17 protein-coding genes and 1 pseudogene are annotated in these 21,179 nt (G+C 72.6%); 5 read left to right on the top strand and 13 right to left on the bottom strand.

The window, feature by feature from the left end; translation table 11 throughout:
• Positions 1–85: 85 nt before the first annotated feature.
• Both ACSUPT_RS15685 and ACSUPT_RS15690 read left to right on the top strand, forming a co-directional pair.
• Positions 86–706, top strand: a complete 621-nt coding sequence (locus ACSUPT_RS15685; RefSeq protein WP_031129396.1) for a DUF47 domain-containing protein — start codon at positions 86–88, stop codon at positions 704–706.
• 6 nt (positions 707–712) lie between these two features.
• Positions 713–1,711, top strand: a complete 999-nt coding sequence (locus tag ACSUPT_RS15690) for an inorganic phosphate transporter (RefSeq protein ID WP_351963834.1) — start codon at positions 713–715, stop codon at positions 1,709–1,711.
• A 162-nt stretch (positions 1,712–1,873) separates the two neighbouring features.
• Here the strand turns inward: ACSUPT_RS15690 and pstB are convergent, their stop codons facing one another.
• The 8 genes and pseudogenes from pstB to mshD form a co-directional block, all read right to left on the bottom strand.
• Positions 1,874–2,650: a phosphate ABC transporter ATP-binding protein PstB gene (gene pstB, locus ACSUPT_RS15695; RefSeq protein WP_351963835.1), complete on the bottom strand. Its 777-nt coding sequence runs from the start codon at positions 2,648–2,650 to the stop codon at positions 1,874–1,876.
• A 66-nt stretch (positions 2,651–2,716) separates the two neighbouring features.
• Positions 2,717–3,795: pseudogene (gene pstA / locus ACSUPT_RS15700) on the bottom strand (phosphate ABC transporter permease PstA).
• A complete protein-coding gene (gene pstC / locus ACSUPT_RS15705) occupies positions 3,792–4,790 on the bottom strand; it encodes a phosphate ABC transporter permease subunit PstC (RefSeq protein WP_351963837.1) in 999 nt (332 codons plus the stop codon). Before pstC ends, pstA begins: the two are co-directional and overlap by 4 nt.
• A gap of 105 nt (positions 4,791–4,895) precedes the next feature.
• Positions 4,896–6,026, bottom strand: coding sequence for a phosphate ABC transporter substrate-binding protein PstS (gene pstS, locus ACSUPT_RS15710; RefSeq protein WP_351963838.1), 1,131 nt, complete (start codon positions 6,024–6,026; stop codon positions 4,896–4,898).
• A 280-nt stretch (positions 6,027–6,306) separates the two neighbouring features.
• The gene (locus ACSUPT_RS15715; RefSeq protein WP_436944688.1) at positions 6,307–6,831 is read right to left on the bottom strand and encodes an NUDIX hydrolase; all 525 of its coding nucleotides are present in this window, start codon (positions 6,829–6,831) and stop codon (positions 6,307–6,309) included.
• Positions 6,828–7,790, bottom strand: a complete 963-nt coding sequence (locus ACSUPT_RS15720) for a CHAD domain-containing protein (protein WP_351963840.1) — start codon at positions 7,788–7,790, stop codon at positions 6,828–6,830. Before ACSUPT_RS15720 ends, ACSUPT_RS15715 begins: the two co-directional genes overlap by 4 nt.
• A complete protein-coding gene (locus ACSUPT_RS15725; protein ID WP_436944689.1) occupies positions 7,777–10,017 on the bottom strand; it encodes an RNA degradosome polyphosphate kinase in 2,241 nt (746 codons plus the stop codon). Before ACSUPT_RS15725 ends, ACSUPT_RS15720 begins: the two co-directional genes overlap by 14 nt.
• 348 nt (positions 10,018–10,365) lie before the next feature.
• Positions 10,366–11,337 carry a mycothiol synthase gene (gene mshD / locus ACSUPT_RS15730; RefSeq protein ID WP_351963842.1) on the bottom strand — a complete coding sequence of 324 codons (972 nt, stop codon included), beginning with the start codon at positions 11,335–11,337 and terminating at the stop codon, positions 10,366–10,368.
• A 510-nt stretch (positions 11,338–11,847) separates the two neighbouring features.
• Between mshD and ACSUPT_RS15735 the strand changes: the two genes are divergently transcribed.
• Both ACSUPT_RS15735 and ACSUPT_RS15740 read left to right on the top strand, forming a co-directional pair.
• Complete coding sequence (locus tag ACSUPT_RS15735) at positions 11,848–13,671, top strand: bifunctional metallophosphatase/5'-nucleotidase (protein ID WP_436944690.1); 1,824 nt, start codon at positions 11,848–11,850, stop codon at positions 13,669–13,671.
• A gap of 205 nt (positions 13,672–13,876) precedes the next feature.
• A complete protein-coding gene (locus tag ACSUPT_RS15740; RefSeq protein ID WP_436944691.1) occupies positions 13,877–14,746 on the top strand; it encodes a phosphatidylinositol-specific phospholipase C in 870 nt (289 codons plus the stop codon).
• Here the strand turns inward: ACSUPT_RS15740 and ACSUPT_RS15745 are convergent.
• From ACSUPT_RS15745 to ACSUPT_RS15765, 5 genes are all read right to left on the bottom strand, one after another.
• Complete coding sequence (locus ACSUPT_RS15745) at positions 14,726–16,171, bottom strand: HAMP domain-containing sensor histidine kinase (RefSeq protein WP_436944693.1); 1,446 nt, start codon at positions 16,169–16,171, stop codon at positions 14,726–14,728. The genes ACSUPT_RS15740 and ACSUPT_RS15745 overlap by 21 nt on opposite strands.
• The gene (locus ACSUPT_RS15750) at positions 16,168–16,896 is read right to left on the bottom strand and encodes a response regulator transcription factor (protein ID WP_436944694.1); all 729 of its coding nucleotides are present in this window, start codon (positions 16,894–16,896) and stop codon (positions 16,168–16,170) included. The genes ACSUPT_RS15745 and ACSUPT_RS15750 overlap by 4 nt, the downstream gene beginning before the upstream one ends.
• A 22-nt stretch (positions 16,897–16,918) precedes the next feature.
• Entirely contained in the window at positions 16,919–17,995 is a 1,077-nt protein-coding gene (locus ACSUPT_RS15755; protein ID WP_436944695.1) for a S1C family serine protease, read from the bottom strand.
• A 69-nt stretch (positions 17,996–18,064) separates the two neighbouring features.
• Positions 18,065–19,093, bottom strand: a complete 1,029-nt coding sequence (locus ACSUPT_RS15760; RefSeq protein WP_351963848.1) for a LacI family DNA-binding transcriptional regulator — start codon at positions 19,091–19,093, stop codon at positions 18,065–18,067.
• 63 nt (positions 19,094–19,156) lie between these two features.
• Positions 19,157–19,960 (bottom strand): response regulator transcription factor, encoded by an 804-nt coding sequence (locus tag ACSUPT_RS15765; protein ID WP_351963849.1) that lies wholly within the window; start codon positions 19,958–19,960, stop codon positions 19,157–19,159.
• A gap of 288 nt (positions 19,961–20,248) precedes the next feature.
• Between ACSUPT_RS15765 and ACSUPT_RS15770 the strand changes: the two genes are divergently transcribed.
• Positions 20,249–21,178: an alpha/beta hydrolase gene (locus ACSUPT_RS15770; protein WP_436944697.1), complete on the top strand. Its 930-nt coding sequence runs from the start codon at positions 20,249–20,251 to the stop codon at positions 21,176–21,178.
• Position 21,179 lies beyond the last annotated feature (1 nt).

Below are 21,179 nucleotides of genomic sequence, written 5' to 3' on the forward strand. Positions count from 1 at the left end.
CGACACTGAGGAACGCCGGTTCGCCGTGGCCGGATGATGCGCCTAGCATCAGCCTGACCGACCTCCATGCACCGAAGGACCCCACGTGCGCTTTCGTCTGACCCCCCGGGAGACGAGCTTCTACGACATGTTCTCCGCGTCGGCGGACAACATCGTCACCGGCTCGAAGCTCCTGATGGAACTGCTGGGAGCGGAGGCGTCCGCGAGGGCCGACATCGCGGAGCGGATGCGGGCGGCCGAACACGCCGGGGACGACGCCACCCACGCGATCTTCCACCAGCTGAACTCCTCCTTCATCACGCCGTTCGACCGCGAGGACATCTACGCCCTGGCCTCGTCGCTCGACGACATCATGGACTTCATGGAGGAGGCCGTCGACCTCGTCGTCCTCTACAACATCGAGGAGCTGCCGAAGGGCGTCGAGCAGCAGATCGAGGTGCTGGCCCGGGCCGCCGAGCTGACCGCCGAGGCGATGCCGCACCTGCGGACGATGGACAACCTCACCGAGTACTGGATCGAGGTCAACCGCCTGGAGAACCAGGCCGACCAGATCCACCGCAAGCTGCTCGCCCACCTCTTCAACGGCAAGTACGACGCCATCGAGGTGCTGAAGCTGAAGCAGATCGTGGACGTGCTGGAAGAAGCGGCCGACGCCTTCGAGCACGTGGCGAACACGGTGGAGACCATCGCCGTCAAGGAGTCCTGAGGTCCCGTGGACACCTTCGCACTGGTCGTGACCATCGGGGTCGCGCTCTTCTTCACCTATACGAACGGCTTCCACGACTCGGCGAACGCCATCGCCACGTCCGTGTCCACGCGGGCGCTCACCCCGCGCGCCGCGCTGCTGATGGCGGCGGTCATGAACCTCGCCGGCGCCTTCATGGGCAGCGGCGTCGCCAAGACGGTCAGCGAGGGCATCATCGCCACGCCGACCGGCGACAAGGGCATGGGCATCCTCTTCGCCGCGCTCGTCGGGGCGATCGTCTGGAACCTGATCACCTGGTACTTCGGGCTGCCCTCGTCCTCGTCCCATGCCCTGTTCGGCGGCATGGTCGGCGCGGCGCTCGCGGGCGGCACGGAGGTGATCTGGGGCGGCGTCCTCGAGAAGATCGTCATTCCGATGTTCATCTCGCCGTTCGTCGGTCTGATCATCGGCTATCTGGTGATGGCCGCGATCATGTGGATCTTCCGCAGGTCGGGCCCGCACAAGACCAAGCGCGGCTTCCGCATCGCGCAGACCGTGTCCGCCGCCGGCATGGCGCTGGGCCACGGCCTCCAGGACGCCCAGAAGACGATGGGCATCGTGGTGATGGCGCTGGTCATCGCCGACGTCGAGCAGGCCGGGGACCCGATCCCGCTGTGGGTGAAGGTCGCGAGCGCGCTGATGCTGTCGCTCGGCACGTACGCGGGCGGCTGGCGGATCATGCGGACGCTGGGCCGGCGGATCATCGAGCTCGACCCGCCGCAGGGCTTCGCCGCGGAGACGACGGCGGCGTCGGTCATGTACTCGGCGTCGTTCATGTTCCACGCGCCGATCTCCACCACCCATGTCATCACCTCCGCGATCATGGGCGTGGGCGCGACCAAGCGGGTCAACGCGGTCCGCTGGGGCGTCGCGAAGAACATCATCCTCGGGTGGTTCATCACCATGCCGGCCGCCGCGGCGGTGGCGGCGGTGAGCTTCTTCGCCGTACGGATCTTCTTCGGCTGAGCCGTCGGTCCCGCCGGCCGCGCTGACCGGCCGGGGCGGTGATCCGGCGGCAGGGCGCCGAACGCGAGCGGGCCCGCCCTCTCCGGGAGTGAGAGGGCGGGCCCTTCGTCCTGCGGTGGCACCGCCATGCAGCACCGCAGGACGTCTGTGGGGCGGGGAGGATCAGCCGAAGCGGCCGGAGATGTAGTCCTCGGTGGCCTGGACCGACGGGTTGGAGAAGATCCGGTCCGTGTCGTCGATCTCGATCAGCTTGCCGGGCTGGCCGACCGCCGCGAGGTTGAAGAACGCGGTGCGGTCGGAGACGCGGGCCGCCTGCTGCATGTTGTGCGTCACGATGACGATCGTGAACTGCTCCTTCAGCTCGCCGATCAGGTCCTCGATCGCCAGCGTGGAGATCGGGTCCAGGGCGGAGCAGGGCTCGTCCATCAGCAGGACGTCCGGCTCGACCGCGATGGCGCGGGCGATGCACAGGCGCTGCTGCTGGCCGCCGGAGAGTCCGGCGCCCGGCTTGTTCAGGCGGTCCTTGACCTCGTTCCAGAGGTTGGCGCCCTTGAGGGAGCGCTCGACGATGTCGCCCAGCTCGGACTTGCGGTAGTTGCCGTTGAGGCGCAGGCCCGCCGCCACGTTGTCGAAGATCGACATGGTGGGGAAGGGGTTGGGCCGCTGGAAGACCATGCCGACCGTGCGGCGGACGGCGACCGGGTCGACGTCCTTGCCGTACAGGTTCTGGTCGTCCAGCATCACCTTGCCCTCGACGCGGCCGCCGGGGGTGACCTCGTGCATCCGGTTCAGGGTGCGCAGAAAGGTGGACTTTCCGCAGCCGGACGGGCCGATGAAGGCCGTGACGGAGCGGGGCTCGACGGTCATCGAGATGTCGTCGATCGCCTTGTGGTTGCCGTAGTACGCGGAGAGGCCGCTGACGTCGATTCGCTTGGCCATCTTCAATCACTTCCAAGTGTGCGCCGGTCCGGCGGGGTGCGCCGGGCGGAGCCGAATGTCGAGGCCTTAGCGGCCGGTCTTCGGGGCCTTCCAGCGGGCGATGCCGCGGGCCACCAGGTTGAGGATCATGACGAAGGCGATCAGGACGAGCGCGGCGGCCCAGGCGCGGGCCACGGCGGCGTCCGTGCCGACGGCGTACTGCTCGTACACGTAGAGGGGCAGCGACGCCTGGGCGCCTTCGAACGGGTTCGGGTTGATCAGCTTCGTACCGAAGACGAGGAGCAGCACGGGGGCCGTCTCGCCGGTGATACGGGCGATCGCGAGCATGACGCCCGTGGTGATGCCGCCGATCGCGGTCGGCAGGACGACCTTGAGGATCGTCTTCCACTTGGGGACGCCCAGTGCGAGGGACGCCTCGCGCAGCTCGTTCGGGACGAGCTTGAGCATCTCCTCCGTGGAGCGGACGACGACCGGCATCATCAGGATGGCCAGCGCCATGGAGCCGGCGAAGCCGGAGGGCCCGAAGCCGAGGATCAGGTTCCAGGTGGCGAGGATGAAGAGGCCCGCGACGATGGACGGGACACCCGTCATGACGTCGACGAAGAAGGTGACGGCCTGGGCGAGCTTGCCCCTGCCGTACTCGACCAGGTAGATCGCGGTGAGCATGCCGATCGGGGCGGCGATGACCGCGGCGATGGCGACCTGCTCGATGGTGCCGAGCAGCGCGTGGTAGACGCCGCCGCCCATCTCGGCGTCGAGGACGCCGTTCATCGAGTGGGTGAGGAAGTACCCGTCGAGGACTCCATGCCCTTGGTCACCGTCACCCAGGAGAGCGAGGCGAGCGGGACGATGGCGAGGACGAAGCAGACCCAGACGAGGCTGGTCGCGACGCGGTCCTTGGCCTGGCGGGCGTTCTCCACCTTGGCGGTGATGACGTAGGTGGCGAGGACGAACAGCAGGGCGGCGATCATGCCCCACTGGACGCGGCTCTCCCAGCCGGCGGCGAGGCCGATGCCGACGCCCGCGGCGATGGAGCCGACGGCTATCGCGGCCGGGGCCCAGCGCGGCATGCGGGCATGGGCGAGCGGGGCGGGGCGGCGCGTGGGGGCGACGGCCGGGCGCTTGTCCTGGATGGCGTGGCTCATGCGTTGGCCCCCGAGTACTCCTTGCGGCGCGCGATGATCCACCGCGCGGCGCCGTTGACCAGCAGCGTGATGAGGAAGAGGACGAGGCCGGAGGCGATCAGGGCGTCGCGGCCGTACTCGTTCGCCTCGTTGAACTTGGCGGCGATGTTCTGCGCGAACGTGCCGCCGCCCGGGTCGAGGAGCCGCCCGGAGATGATGAAGCTGGGCGACAGGACGACGGCGACGGCCATCGTCTCGCCGAGCGCGCGGCCCAGGCCCAGCATGGAGGCGCTGATGATGCCGGAGCGGCCGAACGGCAGGACCGACATGCGGATGGTCTCCCAGCGCGTCGCGCCGAGGGCCAGTGCGGCCTCCTCGTGCATGCGCGGCACCTGGAGGAAGACCTCGCGGGTGACGTTGGTGATGATCGGCAGGATCATGATCGCCAGCAGGATGCCGACGGTGAACATGTTCCGCGCGACGCCCTCGCCGGACTTGTCGAAGATGTACGTCCAGCCCATGTACTGGTCGAGCCACTTGTTGAGGCCGTCCAGGTACGGGACGAGGAAGATCGCGCCCCACAGGCCGTAGATGATGCTGGGGACGGCGGCGAGCAGGTCGACGACGTAGGCGAGGGGCCCGGCGAGCTTGCGCGGCGCGTAGTGCGAGATGAACAGCGCGATGCCGATGGCGACCGGCACGGCGATGACCATGGCGATGACCGAGCTGACGATCGTGCCGAAGGCCAGGACGGCGATGCCGAAGACGGGCGGGTTGCCCGCCGGGTTCCACTCGGACGTGGTGAGGAAGTTGCCCTCGTTGTCGGCGATGGCGAGGATCGCGCGGTACGTGAGGAAGACGGCGATCGCGGCCATGATCACCAGCAGGGTGATGCCGGAGCCGCGGGACAGCCCGCGGAATATCCGGTCACCCGCCTGGGACGGGGCGGTGGCCTTCGGGGGCGCGCTCTCGCGCGGCCCGGAGGGCGGTGGTGTGTGCGTGGTGGCTGTGGCCATCGTGAGTTCTCCGGTCTGCGGAGCCGGGGCGGCTCCTGGCGGCGGTGCACCGGATGCCGGGGCCGGCCGGGCCCAGGGGTGAGTGGGCCGGCCCCGGCGGGGACGTCAGGAGAGCGTCGGGACGATCTCGCGGACCTTGGTCGCGATCTCGGCCGGCAGCGGGGCGTAGCCGGCGTCGGAGAGGACCTTCTGGCCCTCCTCGCTGGCCGTGTAGTTGAGGAACGCCTTGAGGGTCTTCAGCGTCTCGGGCTTGTTGCCCTTGTCGCAGGCGATCTCGTAGGTGACGAGGATGATCGGGTAGGCGCCCTCGGCCTTGGTCTTGTAGTCGAGGGAGAGGGCCAGGTCGTTGCCCGTGCCCTTGATCTTGGCGGCGGCGATGGCCTTGGAGGCGTTCTCCGTGGTGGCCTCGACCGGCTGGGCGGCGCCCGTGTTCAGCTTGACCGTGCTGATGTTGCTGGCCTCGGCGTAGGAGAGCTCGAAGTAGCCGATCGCGCCGTTGGTGTCCTTGACGGCGGCGGCGACACCGGAGGAGCCGTTCGCGGCCTGGCCGCCGGGGGCGGGCCACGACTTGGTCTTCGGGTCGTGCTTCCAGTCGGCGGCGGCGGCCTCGCTGAGGTACTTGCCGAGGTTCTGCGTGGTGCCGGACTCGTCGGAGCGGTGGAAGGCCTGGATCGCCAGGTCGGGCAGCTTGACGCCCGGGTTCAGCTTGGCGATGGCGGGGTCGTTCCACTTCTTGATCTTCGAGTCGAAGATCTTGGCGAGGGTGGGGGCGTCGAGGACCAGGTTGTCCACGCCGTCCAGCTTGTAGCCGATGGCGACCGGGCCGCCGACCATCGGGAGGTTGATGCCCTTGCCGCCCTTGCAGATCTTCTGCGACTCGGCGACCTCCTCCTCCTTGAGCGCGGAGTCGGAGCCGGCGAAGGCCACCTGGCCCTGGTTGAACTTGGTGATGCCGCCGCCGGAGCCGATGGCCTGGTAGTTCACCTCGACGCCGGAGCAGGCGGCCTGGAAGTTCTTGACCCAGAGGTCCATGGCGTTCTTCTGGGCGGTCGAGCCCGCGGCGAGGAGCTGGCCGGTGGCGCCGTCGCACTTCACGTTCGACGCGGCCGTGGGCTTCTTCTCCCCGCTCGGGTTCGTGTTGTCGTCCGAGCCACACGCCGTGAGAACCAGGGCGCCGGAGACGGCGAGGGCGCCGAGCGCGGTGGCGCGAAGCCCGGTCTTGCGATGAAGCTTCACTTTCGGGTGTTCCTTCCAGTAACCGCCGAGCTGGTGGCCGTAAAGGGCTGGTCGTGGTGATCCATGTCCATGGCCGGTTGTACGACGGCGTGTGTCGGGGTGGGTGGTGGTGGCGTCTGTCGGTCACCTTGTACGGCCGAAATTAGGCAGATCAGGTGAAGCCGCCGACGGGGGCGAGTGAACGCGAGGTGAACCATGTCGTAAGTGCCGGTGAGAGGCTCTGTCGCCGTTCGCCACGGAGCGTGTACACCCCTGGTGCCCCGCTGCCCGGCCCGCTCACCTACAGCGCCGCGAGGAACCAGGAGACGAGGGTCCGGTCCTGCGGGTGGGACAGCAGCTCGCGCGCCTCTTCGGGCGGCAGCCAGCGCACGGCGTCCACCTCTTTGCCGGGCGTGAAGGCGCCGGGGCCCGCCTCGGCGGACCAGTAGTCGACCTCCTTCTGCCGCCCGCGCGCCCGGTACCGGACGGTGCCCAGGTGGGCGCCGGGCCGGCAGGTGTGGCCGGTCTCCTCGCGTACCTCCCGCACGGCGGCCGCGAGCGGGTCCTCGCCGGGCTTCAGCTTGCCCTTGGGGAAGGACCAGTCGTCGTACTTGGGGCGGTGGATCAGGCACAGCTCGACGCCGGCGGCCGCGCCCGCGCCGGGCGGGGGGCCGGGGTGCGCGCCGGGCGGGGCGGCCTGCTGTGCGGCGGGCGCGGGGCGCGGGTGTGCGGCGGGCGCGGGGCGCCACAGGACGCAGCCGGCCGCCCGTACGACTCCGGGGCGGCCGTCCGCGCCGTCGCGGCCGCCCCGCGCGCCGCCGGTCACGGCGCGGCCACCACCGTGCGGCGCCAGGCGCGGTGGAAGGCGAGCCGGGCCGCCTCCACCTCGTGCCGCTGGTCGGCGTGGAGGACGCCCAGCGTGTACGCGGTCGCGGGCGCGATGCGCGGGGTGCGGGCGGCGCTCGCGGCCGCGGCGGCGGCGTCGGCGGCGTCCCGGTGCCGGTCCAGCGCGGTCGCCGCCTCGTACAGCTCGGGCACCGGGGCGCTCCGCACCTCCAAGGAGTACCGGTGCAGCCGCAGCAGCAGCCGCACCTGGTGCCAGGGGCCGTCCTGGTGCTCGCCGCCCACGGCGGGGCTCATGGGCAGGGCGGCGACCGCGTCCAGGAGGCGCCGCTCCACCGCCTCGGCGGGGACCGGCAGGATCTCCTCGGCGGGCGACTTCGCGGCGGGCCCGAACGGCACCTCCGACGCCAGCAGGGCCACGGCGTCGGCCACCGCGTGGAAGCGGGACGAGCCCAGCGCCTCCAGGGCGGCCGAGTGGGCGCGGGTCCGGGCGAGGGTGATCTGCCGTTCCAGCAGGGCGCCCGCGCGGGCGGCGCCCATCGCGATGGTCTCGCCCGCGCCGCGCGCCCCCGAGCCGCCCGTACGGGAGCCCCTGGGGGCGGGCACGGGGCCGCCGGTCAGCCGGGACAGGGCGTCGACGAGCCGGACGAGCCGGGAGGTGCAGGCGTGTTCCTGGGCGAGCGTGCCGGACAGCCAGGCCAGCTCCGAGCGCAGCCCGTCCGCCCACGCCCCGTCGAGGAGCGGGCGGAAGGTGTGCAGCGTTCCGCTGATGCGCCGGGCCGCGGCCCGCAGGGCGCGGGTGGCCTCCTCCGCGCCGGCGGTGTCCGTGCCGCTGCTCTCCGCGTGGGTGCGCAGCGCCCGCAGGAAGTCGTTCGCGCGGGCGTGGAGGTACGGCGCCAGGACCTCACCGGCGGTCGCCTGGTGGGGGTCAGGGTTGTGCACGTCGGCGCCTCCGGGCGTCTATGAGCATCTCTTGGACGTGCCGCAGGGGCTGGCCGTCCGCGTCGGTCGCGTGCCGCGTCCAGTCGCCGTCGGGGCCGAGGTGCCACGACGAGGTCGTGTCGGACATGCCGGTCTCGAAGAGCCGGGTGAGGGCCGCGCGGTGGGCGGGGTCGGCGACCCGTACCAGTGCCTCGATGCGGCGGTCGAGGTTGCGGTGCATCATGTCGGCGCTGCCGAGCCACACCTCGGGTTCGCCGCCGTTGCAGAAGGCGAAGACCCGCGAGTGCTCCAGGAAGCGGCCGAGGATGGAGCGGACCCGGATGTTCTCCGACAGTCCGGTGACGCCGGGGCGCAGCGCGCAGATGCCGCGCACCCACACGTCGACGGGGACGCCGGCCTGCGAGGCGCGGTAGCAGGCGTCGATGACCGCCTCGTCCACCATGGAGTTGACCTTGATCCGGACGTACGCGGGGCGGCCCGCCCGGTGGTGGACGATCTCGTTGTGGATGCGCGAGACGAGGCCGTCGCGCAGCGACTTGGGCGCGACGAGCAGACGGCGGTAGGTCTCGCGGCGGGAGTAGCCGGACAGCCGGTTGAACAGGTCCGACAGGTCGGCGCCGACCTGCGGGTCGGCGGTGAGCAGACCGAGGTCCTCGTAGAGGCGGGCCGTCTTGGGGTGGTAGTTGCCGGTGCCGACGTGGGAGTACCGGCGCAGCAGCTCGCCCTCCTGGCGGACGACCAGCGACAGCTTGCAGTGGGTCTTGAGGCCGACCAGGCCGTACACGACGTGGCAGCCGGCCTCCTCCAGTTTGCGCGCCCACTTGATGTTGGCCTGCTCGTCGAAGCGGGCCTTGATCTCGACCAGGACGAGGACCTGCTTGCCGGACTCGGCGGCGTCGATCAGGGCGTCCACGATGGGGGAGTCGCCGGAGGTGCGGTACAGCGTCTGCTTGATGGCGAGGACGTCCGGGTCGGCGGCGGCCTGCTCCAGGAACGCCTGCACGGACGTGGAGAAGCTGTCGTACGGGTGGTGCAGCAGCACGTCCCGCTCGCGCAGCGCGGCGAAGATGTCGGGCGCGGACGCCGACTCGACCTCGGACAGGTCGCGGTGCGTCCCGGGCACGAACTTGGGGTACTTCAGCTCGGGCCGGTCCTGCCCGGCTATCCCGAACAGGCCGGTCAGGTCGAGCGGCCCCGGCAGCGGGTACACCTCCGCGTCGGAGACCTTCAGCTCCCGTACGAGCAGGTCGAGGACGTACGGGTCGATGGACTCCTCCACCTCCAGGCGCACGGGCGGGCCGAAGCGGCGCCGCATGAGCTCCTTCTCCAGCGCCTGGAGGAGGTTCTCGGTGTCGTCCTCCTCGACCTCCAGGTCCTCGTTGCGGGTCACCCGGAACATGTGGTGCGCCAGCACCTCCATGCCGGGGAACAGCTCCTCCAGGTGCGCGGCGATGACGTCCTCCAGCGGCACGTACCGCTGCGGGGAGGCCTCCAGGAACCGCGACAGCAGCGGCGGCACCTTGACGCGCGCGAAGTGGCGGTGGCCGCTGACCGGGTTGCGGACGACGACGGCCAGGTTGAGGGAGAGGCCGGAGATGTACGGGAAGGGGTGCGCGGGGTCGACGGCGAGCGGCGTCAGCACCGGGAAGATCTGCTGGCGGAACAGGGTGAACAGCCGCGCCTGCTCCTTCTCCGTCAGATCGGGCCAGCGGATCAGGTGGATGCCCTCGTCGGCCAGCGCGGGGGCGACGTCCTGCTGGAAGCAGGCGGCGTGGCGGGCCATCAGCTCCCGGGAGCGGGTCCAGATCAGGTCGAGGACCTCGCGCGGCTGGAGCCCGGACGCGGAGCGGGTGGCGACGCCGGTGGCGATGCGGCGCTTCAGGCCGGCGACCCGGACCATGAAGAACTCGTCCAGGTTGGAGGCGAAGATGGCGAGGAAGTTCGCCCGCTCCAGGAGGGGCGTGGTGGGGTCCTCGGCCAGTTCGAGCACGCGCTCGTTGAAGGCGAGCCAGCTGCGCTCGCGGTCGAGGAACCGCCCCTCGGGCAGCTCGGCGCGCGCGCCGTCCACGCCGTACGCGTCGAGGTCGGAGTCGATGTCCGGCGCGAGATCGGCGGCGGGCACGCCACCCGTCCGCCGCGCGGCTGTGGGAGCCCCGGACGGCTGCTGCGCGTGCGGGGCGGACGGCTTTACCTGCTGGACCGGGACCTCTGCGGGCTGCTGGCTCATGACACCATTCTTCCGCGCCAGAGGCTGGTCAGGCGCGTCGGAGCGGGCCGTGAAGGCGGACACGGCGGGCTTCATTGCGCGAGCTTCGCAAGCGTGTCTGAATGATCGGTAACGAGGACGTGACGTCCCGGGTGCGGCGCGGTGCGGGCGGAGTGTGTACGCGCAGTGCCCGCAACACACGCAGCGTCGCGGATCCGGCCGGTACCGGCGGGGGCTGTCCCGGCGGGGCGCGGGGGCGGGGCCGGCGGGGGCGCGGGGCGCGCGGGGCGTTCGCGGGCCGGGGGTCCCGTGCCGGTGATCCGGGAAGGGGCGCCGGCCCGTCGGCGGCGCCCCTTGTGGCGGGTCGGGTCAGGTCTCCGTGCGGTACATCAGGTCCACCTCGTGGGTGGTGAAGCCCATGCCCTCGTACACGCGCAGGGCCGCCGGGTTGTCGGCGTCCACGTAGAGCATCGCCGTCGGCAGGCCCTGGGCGGCCAGGTGGCGCAGGCCGATCGCGGTGAGCGCCTTGCCGAGGCCGCCGCCCTGCGCGTCGGGGGAGATGCCGAGCACGTACACCTCGCCGAGCTGCTCCTCGGCGTGCGTCTTCGTCCAGTGGAAGCCGACCAGGGCGCCGTCCGACTCGCGCTCGGCGAGGAAGAAGCCCTTCGGGTCGAACCACGGCTCGTTCTTCCGGTCGTCCAGGTCCCGCTGGGTCAGCGCGCCCTGCTCCGGGTGGTGGGCGAACGCGGCGGCGTTGACCGCGAGCCACGCGGCGTCGTCCTGGCCGGGCACGAACGTGCGGACCGCGATCCCGGGCGGCAGGACCGGCTCGGGGATGTCGAGCGGGACCAGCGGGCGGCGCAGCTGGCGCAGCTCGCGGAAGAGCGTGAGGCCCAGCACCTGCGCCAGGTGGCGGGCGGCCGACTTGCCGCCGTGCGCCCACACCCGCAGCCGCTTGCCGGACTCGGCGAGCAGCGCGGAGCCGAGCGCCCGCCCGTGGCCGCGGCCGCGCATCGCGGGGTCGACGACCAGTTCGGCGGCGGGGGCCTCGACCGGGTCGGTGTCCTCCAGCTGGGCGTAGCCGGCGAGCCGGTCGGAGACGGTGAGCAGCAGATGCCGCACGCCCTCGCGCCGGCCGCCGCTCCCCTCGGAGTCGCCGCGCGCCGCGATGAAGGCCTTCAGCTGCAGCCTGCCCTGCTCGGACACCGCCTGCATGCCGTCGACGCGCGCGGCGTCGGCGAGCAGGTCGAGGACGCTGCGGGCCTGATCGGGGGTGAGCTCGTCGAGGATCTCGATGCGGCGTCCCGCCTCGGGGGCTGTTGCGCGAACGTCAGTGGTCATGGATACGAGCCTAGGCCCTGACCCCGGGCAGGACCCGAACTGCGCGGCACAGCCCGGGCGGAACGGTCGCCGCGGCTTGCGCGGGGGCGGTCGCCGGGGCCTGTACGGGACGGTCGCCGGGGCCTGTACGGGGCGGTCGCCGTTGCCGGGTGCGGGGCGGTCGCCGTTGCCGGGTCGGACCCGAGGGGTGGTCGCCGCGGTGCGTACGTACGGGATGGTCGCCACCCCGCCGCCGCCCGCCCCGCCGTCGCCCGCCCCGCCCACCGCCGCCGTCCCCGCCGTGACGCCCGTACCGGTCGCCGGTGCCGGTCACGCACGGTGAGTTCCGGCCATCGGTCCCAGGCCTCGCCCCTCGTACGGAAGGGGGATGGCAACCAGGTCGTAACCCGTTCCCCCCTGTTCCGCTACGCGCGTTGACCTTAGGCTGCGCACGGCAGACCAGGGACCATGGCCACGGCGTCACCTGACGGCACATAAGGTCATGTGGTGTCAAAGGGGAAAATCAGACAAATGGCAGCGACACGACACAAGAAGCGGACGGGGCGGCGGATACTCGCCACCGCGGCCGGTATCGCCACCCTCGGCGCGCTCGTCGCGGCCCTCCCGGCCGGCGCGGCCGAGGAGAGCGGCAAGGGCGACTGGACGTACGGCAAGCAGGCGACCGGCCGCACCGTGGACGTGCAGCTGCTCTCCTTCAACGACCTGCACGGCAACCTGGAGCCCCCGGCCGGCTCCTCCGGCGAGGTCGTCCACCGCCACGCGGACGGCACCACCGAGAAGATCAAGGCGGGCGGCGTCGAGTACCTCGCCACCCACCTGCGCGAGGCCCGCAAGAACCACCCGTACTCCATCACCGCGGCCGCCGGCGACATGATCGGCGCCTCGCCCCTGGTCTCGGGCCTGTTCCACGACGAGCCGACCATCGACGCGCTCAACAAGCTGAAGCTCGACGTCAGCTCCGTCGGCAACCACGAGTTCGACGAGGGCGCGGCCGAGCTGGCCCGCATCCAGAACGGCGGCTGCCACCCGGTCGACGGCTGCGCCGAGGGCACCACGTACGAGGGCGCCCGGTTCCCCTACCTGGCCGCGAACGTCACGGACGAGAAGACCGGCAAGCCGATCCTCGACCCGTACTTCATCTGGGAGAAGGACGGCGTCCGCGTCGGCTTCATCGGCGTGACCCTGGAGGGCACCCCGAACATCGTCAACGCCGAGGGCATCAAGGGCCTGAAGTTCGGCGACGAGGTCGAGACGATCAACAAGTACACGAGGATGCTGGAGCGCCGGGGCGTCAAGTCCATCGTCGCCCTGATCCACGAGGGCGGCGCGCCGGCCTCCACCGCGTACAACTACGACTGCGACAGCCCCGGCCCGGGCGACGGCGTCTCCGGCCCCGTCGTGGACATCGCCAAGAAGCTCAGCCCGCAGGTCGACGCGCTGGTGACCGGCCACACCCACCAGGCGTACGCGTGCACCATCCCGGACCCGGCGGGCAAGCCGCGCACGGTCACCTCGGCGGCGTCGTTCGGCAAGCTGTACACCGACACGACCCTCACCTACGACCGCGCCACCAAGGACATCGTCCGCACGGCCGTCGCCTCCGCGAACCACGTCGTGACGCGCGACGTCCCGAAGGCCGCGGACATGACCGACCTGATCACCAAGTGGAACGGTCTCGCCGCGCCGATCGCGAACCGCCCGGTGGGCCACATCTCGGCCAACATCGACGGCCGCGGCTCCACCGCGTACGAGAAGCCGCTCGGCAACCTGATCGCCGACGCGCAGCTGGAGGGCCTCGCCCCGGCCGACAAGGGCGGCGCGCAGATTGCCTTCATGAACCCGGGCGGCATCCGCGCCGACCTGGTCCACGCCAAGTCGGGCACGGAGGCGGCGGACGGCATCGTCACGTACGGCGAGGCGTACACCGTCCAGCCGTTCACCAACATGATGACCACCGTCGACCTGACCGGCGCGCAGATCGTCACCGCGCTCCAGCAGCAGGTCAGCGGCTCCAACGAGGCCTCCCCGAAGATCCTCCAGGTCTCCCGGGGCTTCACCTACACGCTGGACATGACCAAGACCGGCGCCGCCCGCGTCGACGTCTCCTCGGTGAAGCTGAACGGCCAGCCGCTGGACCCGGCCAAGACCTACCGCGTCGCGATGAACGAGTTCCTCGCGGGCGGCGGTGACGGCTTCGCCGCGCTCGGCCAGGGCGCGAACAAGCTGGTCGGCGCCTCCGACCTGGACGTGTTCATCGCCTACCTCGGCGCGCACTCCTCGCCGCAGGCCCCGCTGGCGCCGCCGGCGACCGACCGGATCACGGTCGTCAAGTAACACGCCGTACGGAAGGAAGCGGGGGCGGGTCCGGTGGGCCCGCCCCCGCTTCCGCGTCTCCCGGCGCGCGGCCCGTCCACCCTGCGCCTCCGGCCTTCCCGCCTCCGGCCTTCCCGCCTCCGGCCTTCCCGCCTACGTCCGCCCACGCGCCTCCGGCCGTCCTCGCACCTTCAGTCATTGACGTGTGCGCGCCATAATCCCGCGCATGGCCCTCACCCGACGCGGCTTCCTCACGGCCGCCACCGGCACCGCCCTCGCCCTCGGCGCCTTACCCGCCGCCCCCGCGCGCGCCCGCGCCGCCGGCCTCCAGGACTGGATGGGCGGCCACCCCGACACCACCCCGCTGCGCGCCCTCACCATCCCCGGCACCCACAACTCCGCCGCCCCGGCCGGCGGCCTCTGGGTGGCCTGCCAGGACACGACCGTCGCCCAGCAGCTGGACAGCGGCGTCCGCTACCTCGACATCCGCTGCCGCGTCACCGGCGACTCCTTCGCCATCCACCACGGCGCCTACTACCAGAACCAGATGTTCGGCGACGTCCTCGCCGCCTGCCGCGACTTCCTCGCCGCGCACCCGTCGGAGACCGTCCTCATGCGGGTCAAGCAGGAGTACTCGCAGGAGAGCGACACGGTCTTCCGGCAGGTCTTCGACCGCTACCTCGACGTGAAGGGCTGGCGGCCCCTCTTCCGCATCGGCGACGGACTGCCCCTCCTCGGCGAGGCCCGCGGCCGGGTCGTGCTCCTCGCCGACAACGGCGGGCTGCCCGGTGTCCGCTGGGGCGACGGCGCGCTGTTCGACATCCAGGACGACTACATGGCCGAGCCCACCGCGAAGTGGCCGAAGATCGAGGCCCACTTCCGCAAGGCCGCCACACAGCCCGGCAGGCTGTACGTCAACCACGTCTCCACCGCCGCGCTCCTCCCACCCCGCTGGAACGCCGACCGCCTCAACCCCCGCGTCCACACCCTCCTCGACAGCGCGCAGGCCACCACCTGGCGCGGCCTGGGCATCGTCCCCATGGACTTCCCCGACACCCGCCCCGGCCTGGTCGCCTCACTCCTGCGGCACAACTGACCCCGGCGGCGGCGTCGGGGCGCCCGGGAGGCGGATCTCCGCGCGGGTGCCGCCGCCCTCCGCGCGGGTCAGGGCCACCGTGCCGCCCGCCTGGCCGACCGTGCGGGCCACGATCGACAGGCCCAGGCCCGAGCCCGGCAGCGAGCGGGCGGACGGTGAGCGCCAGAACCGGTCGAAGACGTACGGGAGTTCGTCCTCCGCGACGCCCGGCCCGTGGTCCCGCACCGTCAGGACGCCGTCCACCAGGCGGACCTCCACGGCGCCGCCCGGCGGGGAGAACTTCACGGCGTTGTCCAGCACGTTCACCAGCGCCCGTTCCAGCGCCGCCGGCTCCGCCCGCACGAACCACGGCCACACGTCCCGGTCGAACTCCAGCTCCGGGCCCCGCAGCCGGGCCCGGCCCAGCGCCTGGTCCAGCACCTCGTGCAGCGCGACGACCTCCAGGCGGCCCTGCGCCACCGCGTCCGGCCGCGCCAGCTCCTGGAGGTCGCCGATCAGCGCCGCGAGCTCCGTCATCTGCGCCTTCACCGACGCCATCAGCGCCCGCCGGTCCTCCGCCGGGATCGCCCGGCCGGACTCCTCGATCCGGGCCAGCAGCTCCACGTTGGTCCGCAGCGACGTCAGCGGCGTCCGCAGCTCGTGTCCGGCGTCCGCGATGAGCTGCGCCTGCCGGTCGCGGGACGACGCCAGCGCGGCCGTCATCGCGTTGAACGACCGCGACAGCCGGGCGATCTCGTCCTCGCCCTCCACCGGGATGCGCACCGTCAGGTCCTCGGTGCGCGCCACGTGCTCCACCGCGCCCGTCAGCCGGTCCACCGGCCGCAGCCCGGCCCGCGCCACCCACAGCCCCGCCGCGCCCGCGCCGACCACGCCGATCCCCGCCAGCGCGGTCAGCAGCAGCGCCAGCCGGCTCAGCGCCGCGTCGACCTCCGTCAGCGGGCGCGCCAGCGACACGGCGACGGACACCCGCCGCGCCGTCCCCGGCACGGTCACCGTCTCGCGCACGGTGTGCACCCGCACCGTCTCGCCGCTGTCCGTCGCGGAGGTGTGCAGCGCCTCCTCGGCCCGGCCCGCCGCGACGTCCACGTCCCGCGCCGTCACCCGCACCGCCCGTGAGTACCGGGCGACGCACCGCTCGCCGTCCGCCCCGACCAGCTGCGTGTACGCGAACCCGGCCTGCCCGGGCGCGGGCGGCTCCGGCGACACCCCGGCCTGGCACCGCACCAGCGCGTCCACCACCTGCTCGCGCGGCGCCGCCGTGTTCTCCAGCGACCGGTCCAGCTCGTCGCGCAGCTGCGCCCGGGTGAGCAGCCAGGCCGCCACCGACACCGCGGCCACCGCCACGGCCACCGCCAGCGACGTCAGCAGGGCCAGCCGGGAGCGCAGCGGCAGCGCGCGGAAGCGCCGTACGGCTCCGGGAGTCACTCGGCGCCGCCCTCCCGCAGCACGTACCCCACCCCGCGCACCGTCTGCACGAGCCGGGGCTCGCCGCCCGCCTCGGTCTTGCGCCGCAGATACATCACGTACACGTCCAGGGAGTTGGAGGTCGGCTCGTAGTCGAAGCCCCACACGGCCTTGAGGATCTGCTCGCGGGTGAGGACCTGGCGCGGGTGCGCGAGGAACATCTCCAGCAGCGTGAACTCGGTCCGCGTCAGCTCCACCCGCCGTCCGCCGCGCGCCACCTCGCGGGTGGTGAGGTTCATCCGCAGGTCCCCGAAGGCCAGCACCTCGTCCCCGCCGCCCGGCCCGGCGCCGCCCCCGGCCGCGTACGAGCTGCGCCGCAGCAGCGCGCGGATACGGGCGAACAGCTCGTCCAGTTCGAACGGCTTGACCAGGTAGTCGTCGGCGCCCGCGTCGAGCCCCGTCACCCGGTCGCCGACCGTGTCGCGGGCGGTGAGCATCAGGATCGGCACGGTGGAGCCGGACGCCCGGATGCGGCGGGCGGCCGTCAGCCCGTCCATGCGGGGCATCTGGATGTCGAGGACGACCAGGTCCGGCGCGTACGCGTCGATCTTCTCCAGCGCGTCCGCGCCGTCGGCGGCGGCGAGCGTGCCGTACCCCTCGAAGGCCAGGCTGCGCAGCAGCGCTTCGCGGACGGCGGGCTCGTCGTCGACGACGAGGATGCGGTCGGGCTCGGCGGTGGTGTTCATGCGGATCAGCGTCGCACGCGGGTCAGGAGCCGCGGAGGGAGTCCAGAGCGGCCTTCAGGGTGTTCACGGGGATCGCGAAGCCCAGCCCCACACTGCCCGCGCCGGACCCCGTGCTCGGCGCGTACATCGCGGAGTTGACACCGACGACCCGGCCCCGCAGATCGATCAGGGCGCCGCCGGAGTTGCCCGGATTGAGGGACGCGTCGGTCTGGATCGCCTTGTACGTCGTCTTCGACGCGCCCGTGCCGTCCCCGAAGCCCTGGCCGCCGTACGGCCCGCCCCGGCCCCCGTCGCCGCCGACCGTCACGTCCCGGTCGAGCGCGGACACGATGCCGCTGGTCACCGTGCCGGTGAGGCCCGCGGGGGAGCCGATCGCGACGACCTGGTCGCCCACGCGGAGCCGGGAGGAGTCGCCGAGCGGCGCCGCCTTGAGGCCCTTCGCGCCGCGCAGCCGCAGCAGCGCCAGGTCCTTGCCGGGGTCGCTGCCGACGACGTCGGCGGTGTACGCGGTGCCGTCCGCGAGCCGGACCCGCACCTCGGAGGCGCCGGCGACCACGTGGTGGTTGGTGACGACCTCGCCGTCCGCCGTGATCACCACGCCGGAACCGGTGGACTGCCCCGAACCGGTGGACCCGCCGTAGCCGGCCGGCTGCCCCGAGCCGGTGTCCTGGCCGGTGACGGCCTTGATCTCCACGATGCTCGGCGCCACGGCCGCCGCGGCCGCGGCGACCGTGCCCGCTCCGGAGCGCTGCCCGATGGCCGTCCCCGTGGCCGCCGCCGGCGCGGCGGCCGGGGCGTCCGCGGCGAGGTGCTGTGCGAGGGCGCCCGTCCCGCCGCCGCCGGCCGCGGCCACGAGCGCGGCGGCGGCGATCAGCAGCGCGGGCCGCCGGGCCCGCCGTCGCGGCGGCGCCTCGCCGGTGGCGGCGGACGGAGGGGGCACGGGGGGATACGCGGGCGGCGGAGGGCAGAGGGCTCCGACGCGGCCGGCCAGGGCGGCCGTGTCGGCCGGGGCGGCCGGGTGGGCGGAGGCGGCCGGGGCCCCGGCGTACGGGTGCGGTCCTCCGGTCGTCCCCTGCGGGGTGGCGCTGCGGTCCGTCATGCCACGACTGTGGCCCGCGCGGATGAGAGATTCCTGAAGGCGCCGTGAGAGACGCCGAAGAACCGCGGCCTACGCGCCGTTGCAGCCGCAGCTGCGGCGGATCACCAGCGCCGAGGGGAACGACTTCACCCGCTCCCGGCGCGAAGCCGACACCTTCAGCCCGTCGTCGAGGACCAGGTCCACCGCCGCGCGGGCCATCGCCGGGCGGTCCGACGAGATCGTCGTCAGCGGCGGGTCGGTCAGCGCCGCCTCCTTCACGTCGTCGAACCCGGCCACCGCCAGATCCCCCGGCACGTCGATGCGCAGCTCCCGCGCCGCGCGGAGCACACCGATCGCCTGGTCGTCCGTGGCGCAGAAGATCGCGGGCGGCCGGTCCGGGCCCGAAAGGATCTTCAGGGCGGTCTCGTAGGCGTCGTACCGGTTGTACTCGGCCTGGTACAGCCGCCCCTCGATGGAGCGGCCCGCCTCGCGCATGGCGCGGCGCCAGCCCTCGATGTGGTCGGCCACCGGGTCGCCGACGGACGGCGTCGCCTCGGTGCCGCCCAGACACGCGACGTACGCGTGGCCGTGCTCCAGCAGATGGCGGGTGGCGAGCTGGGCGCCGCCGATGTCGTCGGTCACCACGGCCACGTCGTCCAGCGCCTCGGGGCGCTCGTGGAGCAGCACGACCCGCGCGTCCCACGCCTCGATCTCCTGGGCGGCGCGCTCGCTCATGCCCTGGCTCACGAGGATCAGACCGGCGACCCGCATTCCGAGGAACGCCCGCAGGTAGTGGATCTCCCGCTCGTCGCGGTAGTCCGAATTGCCGACCAGGACCATTTTCCCCCGGTCGGCGGCGGCTCTTTCCACGGCGTGCGCCATCTCCGCGAAGAACGGCTGCCGCGCGTCCGGGACGATCATGCCTATGAGGTCGGTCCGCCGCGAAGCCATCGCCTGGGCCACCCGGTCGGGCCGGTAGCCCAGCTCCTGGATGGCGGCGAGGACACGCTCGCGCGTGGCCGGGGCGACCGGCCGGGGTCCGTTGTTGATGACATAGCTCACGACCGCGGTGGAAGTACCCGCCAGTCGTGCCACGTCGTCCCGCGTCACCTTGGCCACGCGCGGCAGTCTACGCGGGGTGACCTCCCTCTGGGCAGGTCGTGCGGCCGCTTGCCGCGGATCTTATCCGTCCGCCATCCGGATGACTTCCGGTGCCGCCTCCTTGCCGCGGGCCTCCGTACGTGCTCCGGTACGGGCTCCCGCACGCGGTTCGGCGCGCGTGGTGCCCCGCGCCTCGTCGGCGGCGCGCTCGGCCTTCTCGGGCGCCACGAACCGGTACCCCACGTTGCGCACGGTGCCGATCAGCGACTCGTGCTCGGGGCCCAGTTTGGCGCGCAGCCGCCGCACGTGGACGTCGACCGTGCGGGTGCCGCCGAAGTAGTCGTACCCCCACACCTCCTGGAGGAGCTGCGCCCGCGTGAAGACCCGGCCCGGGTGCTGCGCGAGGTACTTGAGCAGCTCGAACTCCTTGAAGGTGAGGTCCAGGACCCGGCCCTTCAGCTTGGCGCTGTACGTCGCCTCGTCCACCGACAGGTCGCCGTTGCGGATCTCCATCGGGGAGTCGTCGGCGGTGATCTGCTGGCGGCCCATGGCGAGCCGCAGCCGCGCCTCGACCTCGGCGGGGCCCGCCGTGTCGAGCAGCACGTCGTCGATGCCCCAGTCGGCCGTGACGGCCGCGAGGCCGCCCTCGGTGACGACCAGGATCAGGGGGCAGCCGGGGCCCGTGGAGCGCAGCAGCTGGCACAGCGACCGCACCTGCGGCAGGTCGCGGCGGCCGTCCACGAGGATCACGTCGGCGCCGGGGGTCTCCACCAGCGCGGGGCCCTCGGCGGGGGCCACCCGCACCTGGTGCAGCAGCAGTCCGAGGGCGGGAAGCACCTCGGTCGACGGCTGGAGGGCATTGGTCAGCAGCAGCAGAGAGCTCATCGTGTCCCACCCGCCCGGGTCGCCTGCGTGGCCTTCGTCGCCTGGCTTTCCCGGCCTGTCCGGGTCGTCGTCCTGCGGGTCGTCGTCCGGTCGTGCACGGTCGGCTCGCCCATAACGTCGGTTCCTCCTCGGTCCGTGCGAGGACGTTGCGGCACTGCTTCCTTCTGGTCCTGCGGCGGCCCTTGTGCCTTCGAGAGCTTTTGTTCACCCGTCCGTAACAAAGGCGGGAAAACACAAAAGGACCCGGGGGCTGCTTTGCCGGGTCCTCTCCCAGCAACAATAGCCCACATGAGATCCGGGACAGAGGGCCTATTTCACAGTGTGGATGTTTCCTCGCTCACGTGCGTCCCTCCGGATGAAACCTTGCGTATGTCTTTGCGTACTCCTGACGGAGTCCTTCTCGAGGCGCGCTACGACCCCTGCTCGGCGGGTCCGGCGGACACGGCGATCGTCGTGGCGCACGGCTTCACCGGGTCGGTGGACCGCCCGGCCCTGCGCCGCGCCGCGGCCGTGCTGGCCCGGCACGCGGCGGTCGTGACCTTCTCCTTCCGGGGCCACGGCCGCTCCGGCGGGCGCTCCACGGTGGGCGACCGGGAGGTGCTGGACCTGGCGGCGGCGGTGGCCTGGGCCCGGCGGCGGGGGCACGCGCGAGTGGTGACGGTCGGCTTCTCCATGGGCGGCTCGGTGGTGCTGCGGCACGCGGCGCTGTACGGGGAGGCGGCCGGGGATTCCCCGGAGCCGGCTGGTCCGTCGGAGTGGCGGGGCACGGCGGGGCCCTCGGGGCGTGAAGGCGGCCGGGACGGTGGTGCGCAGCGCGCGCAGGGGCGTACGGACGCGGTGGCCGCGGTGAGCGCGCCGGCGCGCTGGTACTACCGGGGCACGGCACCGATGCGGCGCGTGCACTGGCTGATCACCCGCCCGGCGGGGCGCCTCGTGGGCCGGTACGGGCTGCGCACCCGCATCCACGACCGGGACTGGGACCCCGTGCCGCTGTCGCCGGTGGAGGCGGTGCCGCTGATCGCGCCGACGCCGCTGCTGGTCGTGCACGGGGACCGGGACCCGTACTTCCCGGTCGACCACCCCCGGTCGCTGGCCGCGGCCTCGGGCGGGCACGCCGAGCTGTGGCTGGAGCCGGGCATGGGGCACGCCGAGAACGCCGCGGGCGAGGAGCTGCTCACCCGGATCGCCCGGTGGCTGACGGCCGCGCCGGGGGCGTGAG

The sequence above is a fragment of the Streptomyces sp. SudanB25_2051 genome (assembly GCF_964272635.1).
Taxonomy (GTDB): domain Bacteria; phylum Actinomycetota; class Actinomycetes; order Streptomycetales; family Streptomycetaceae; genus Streptomyces.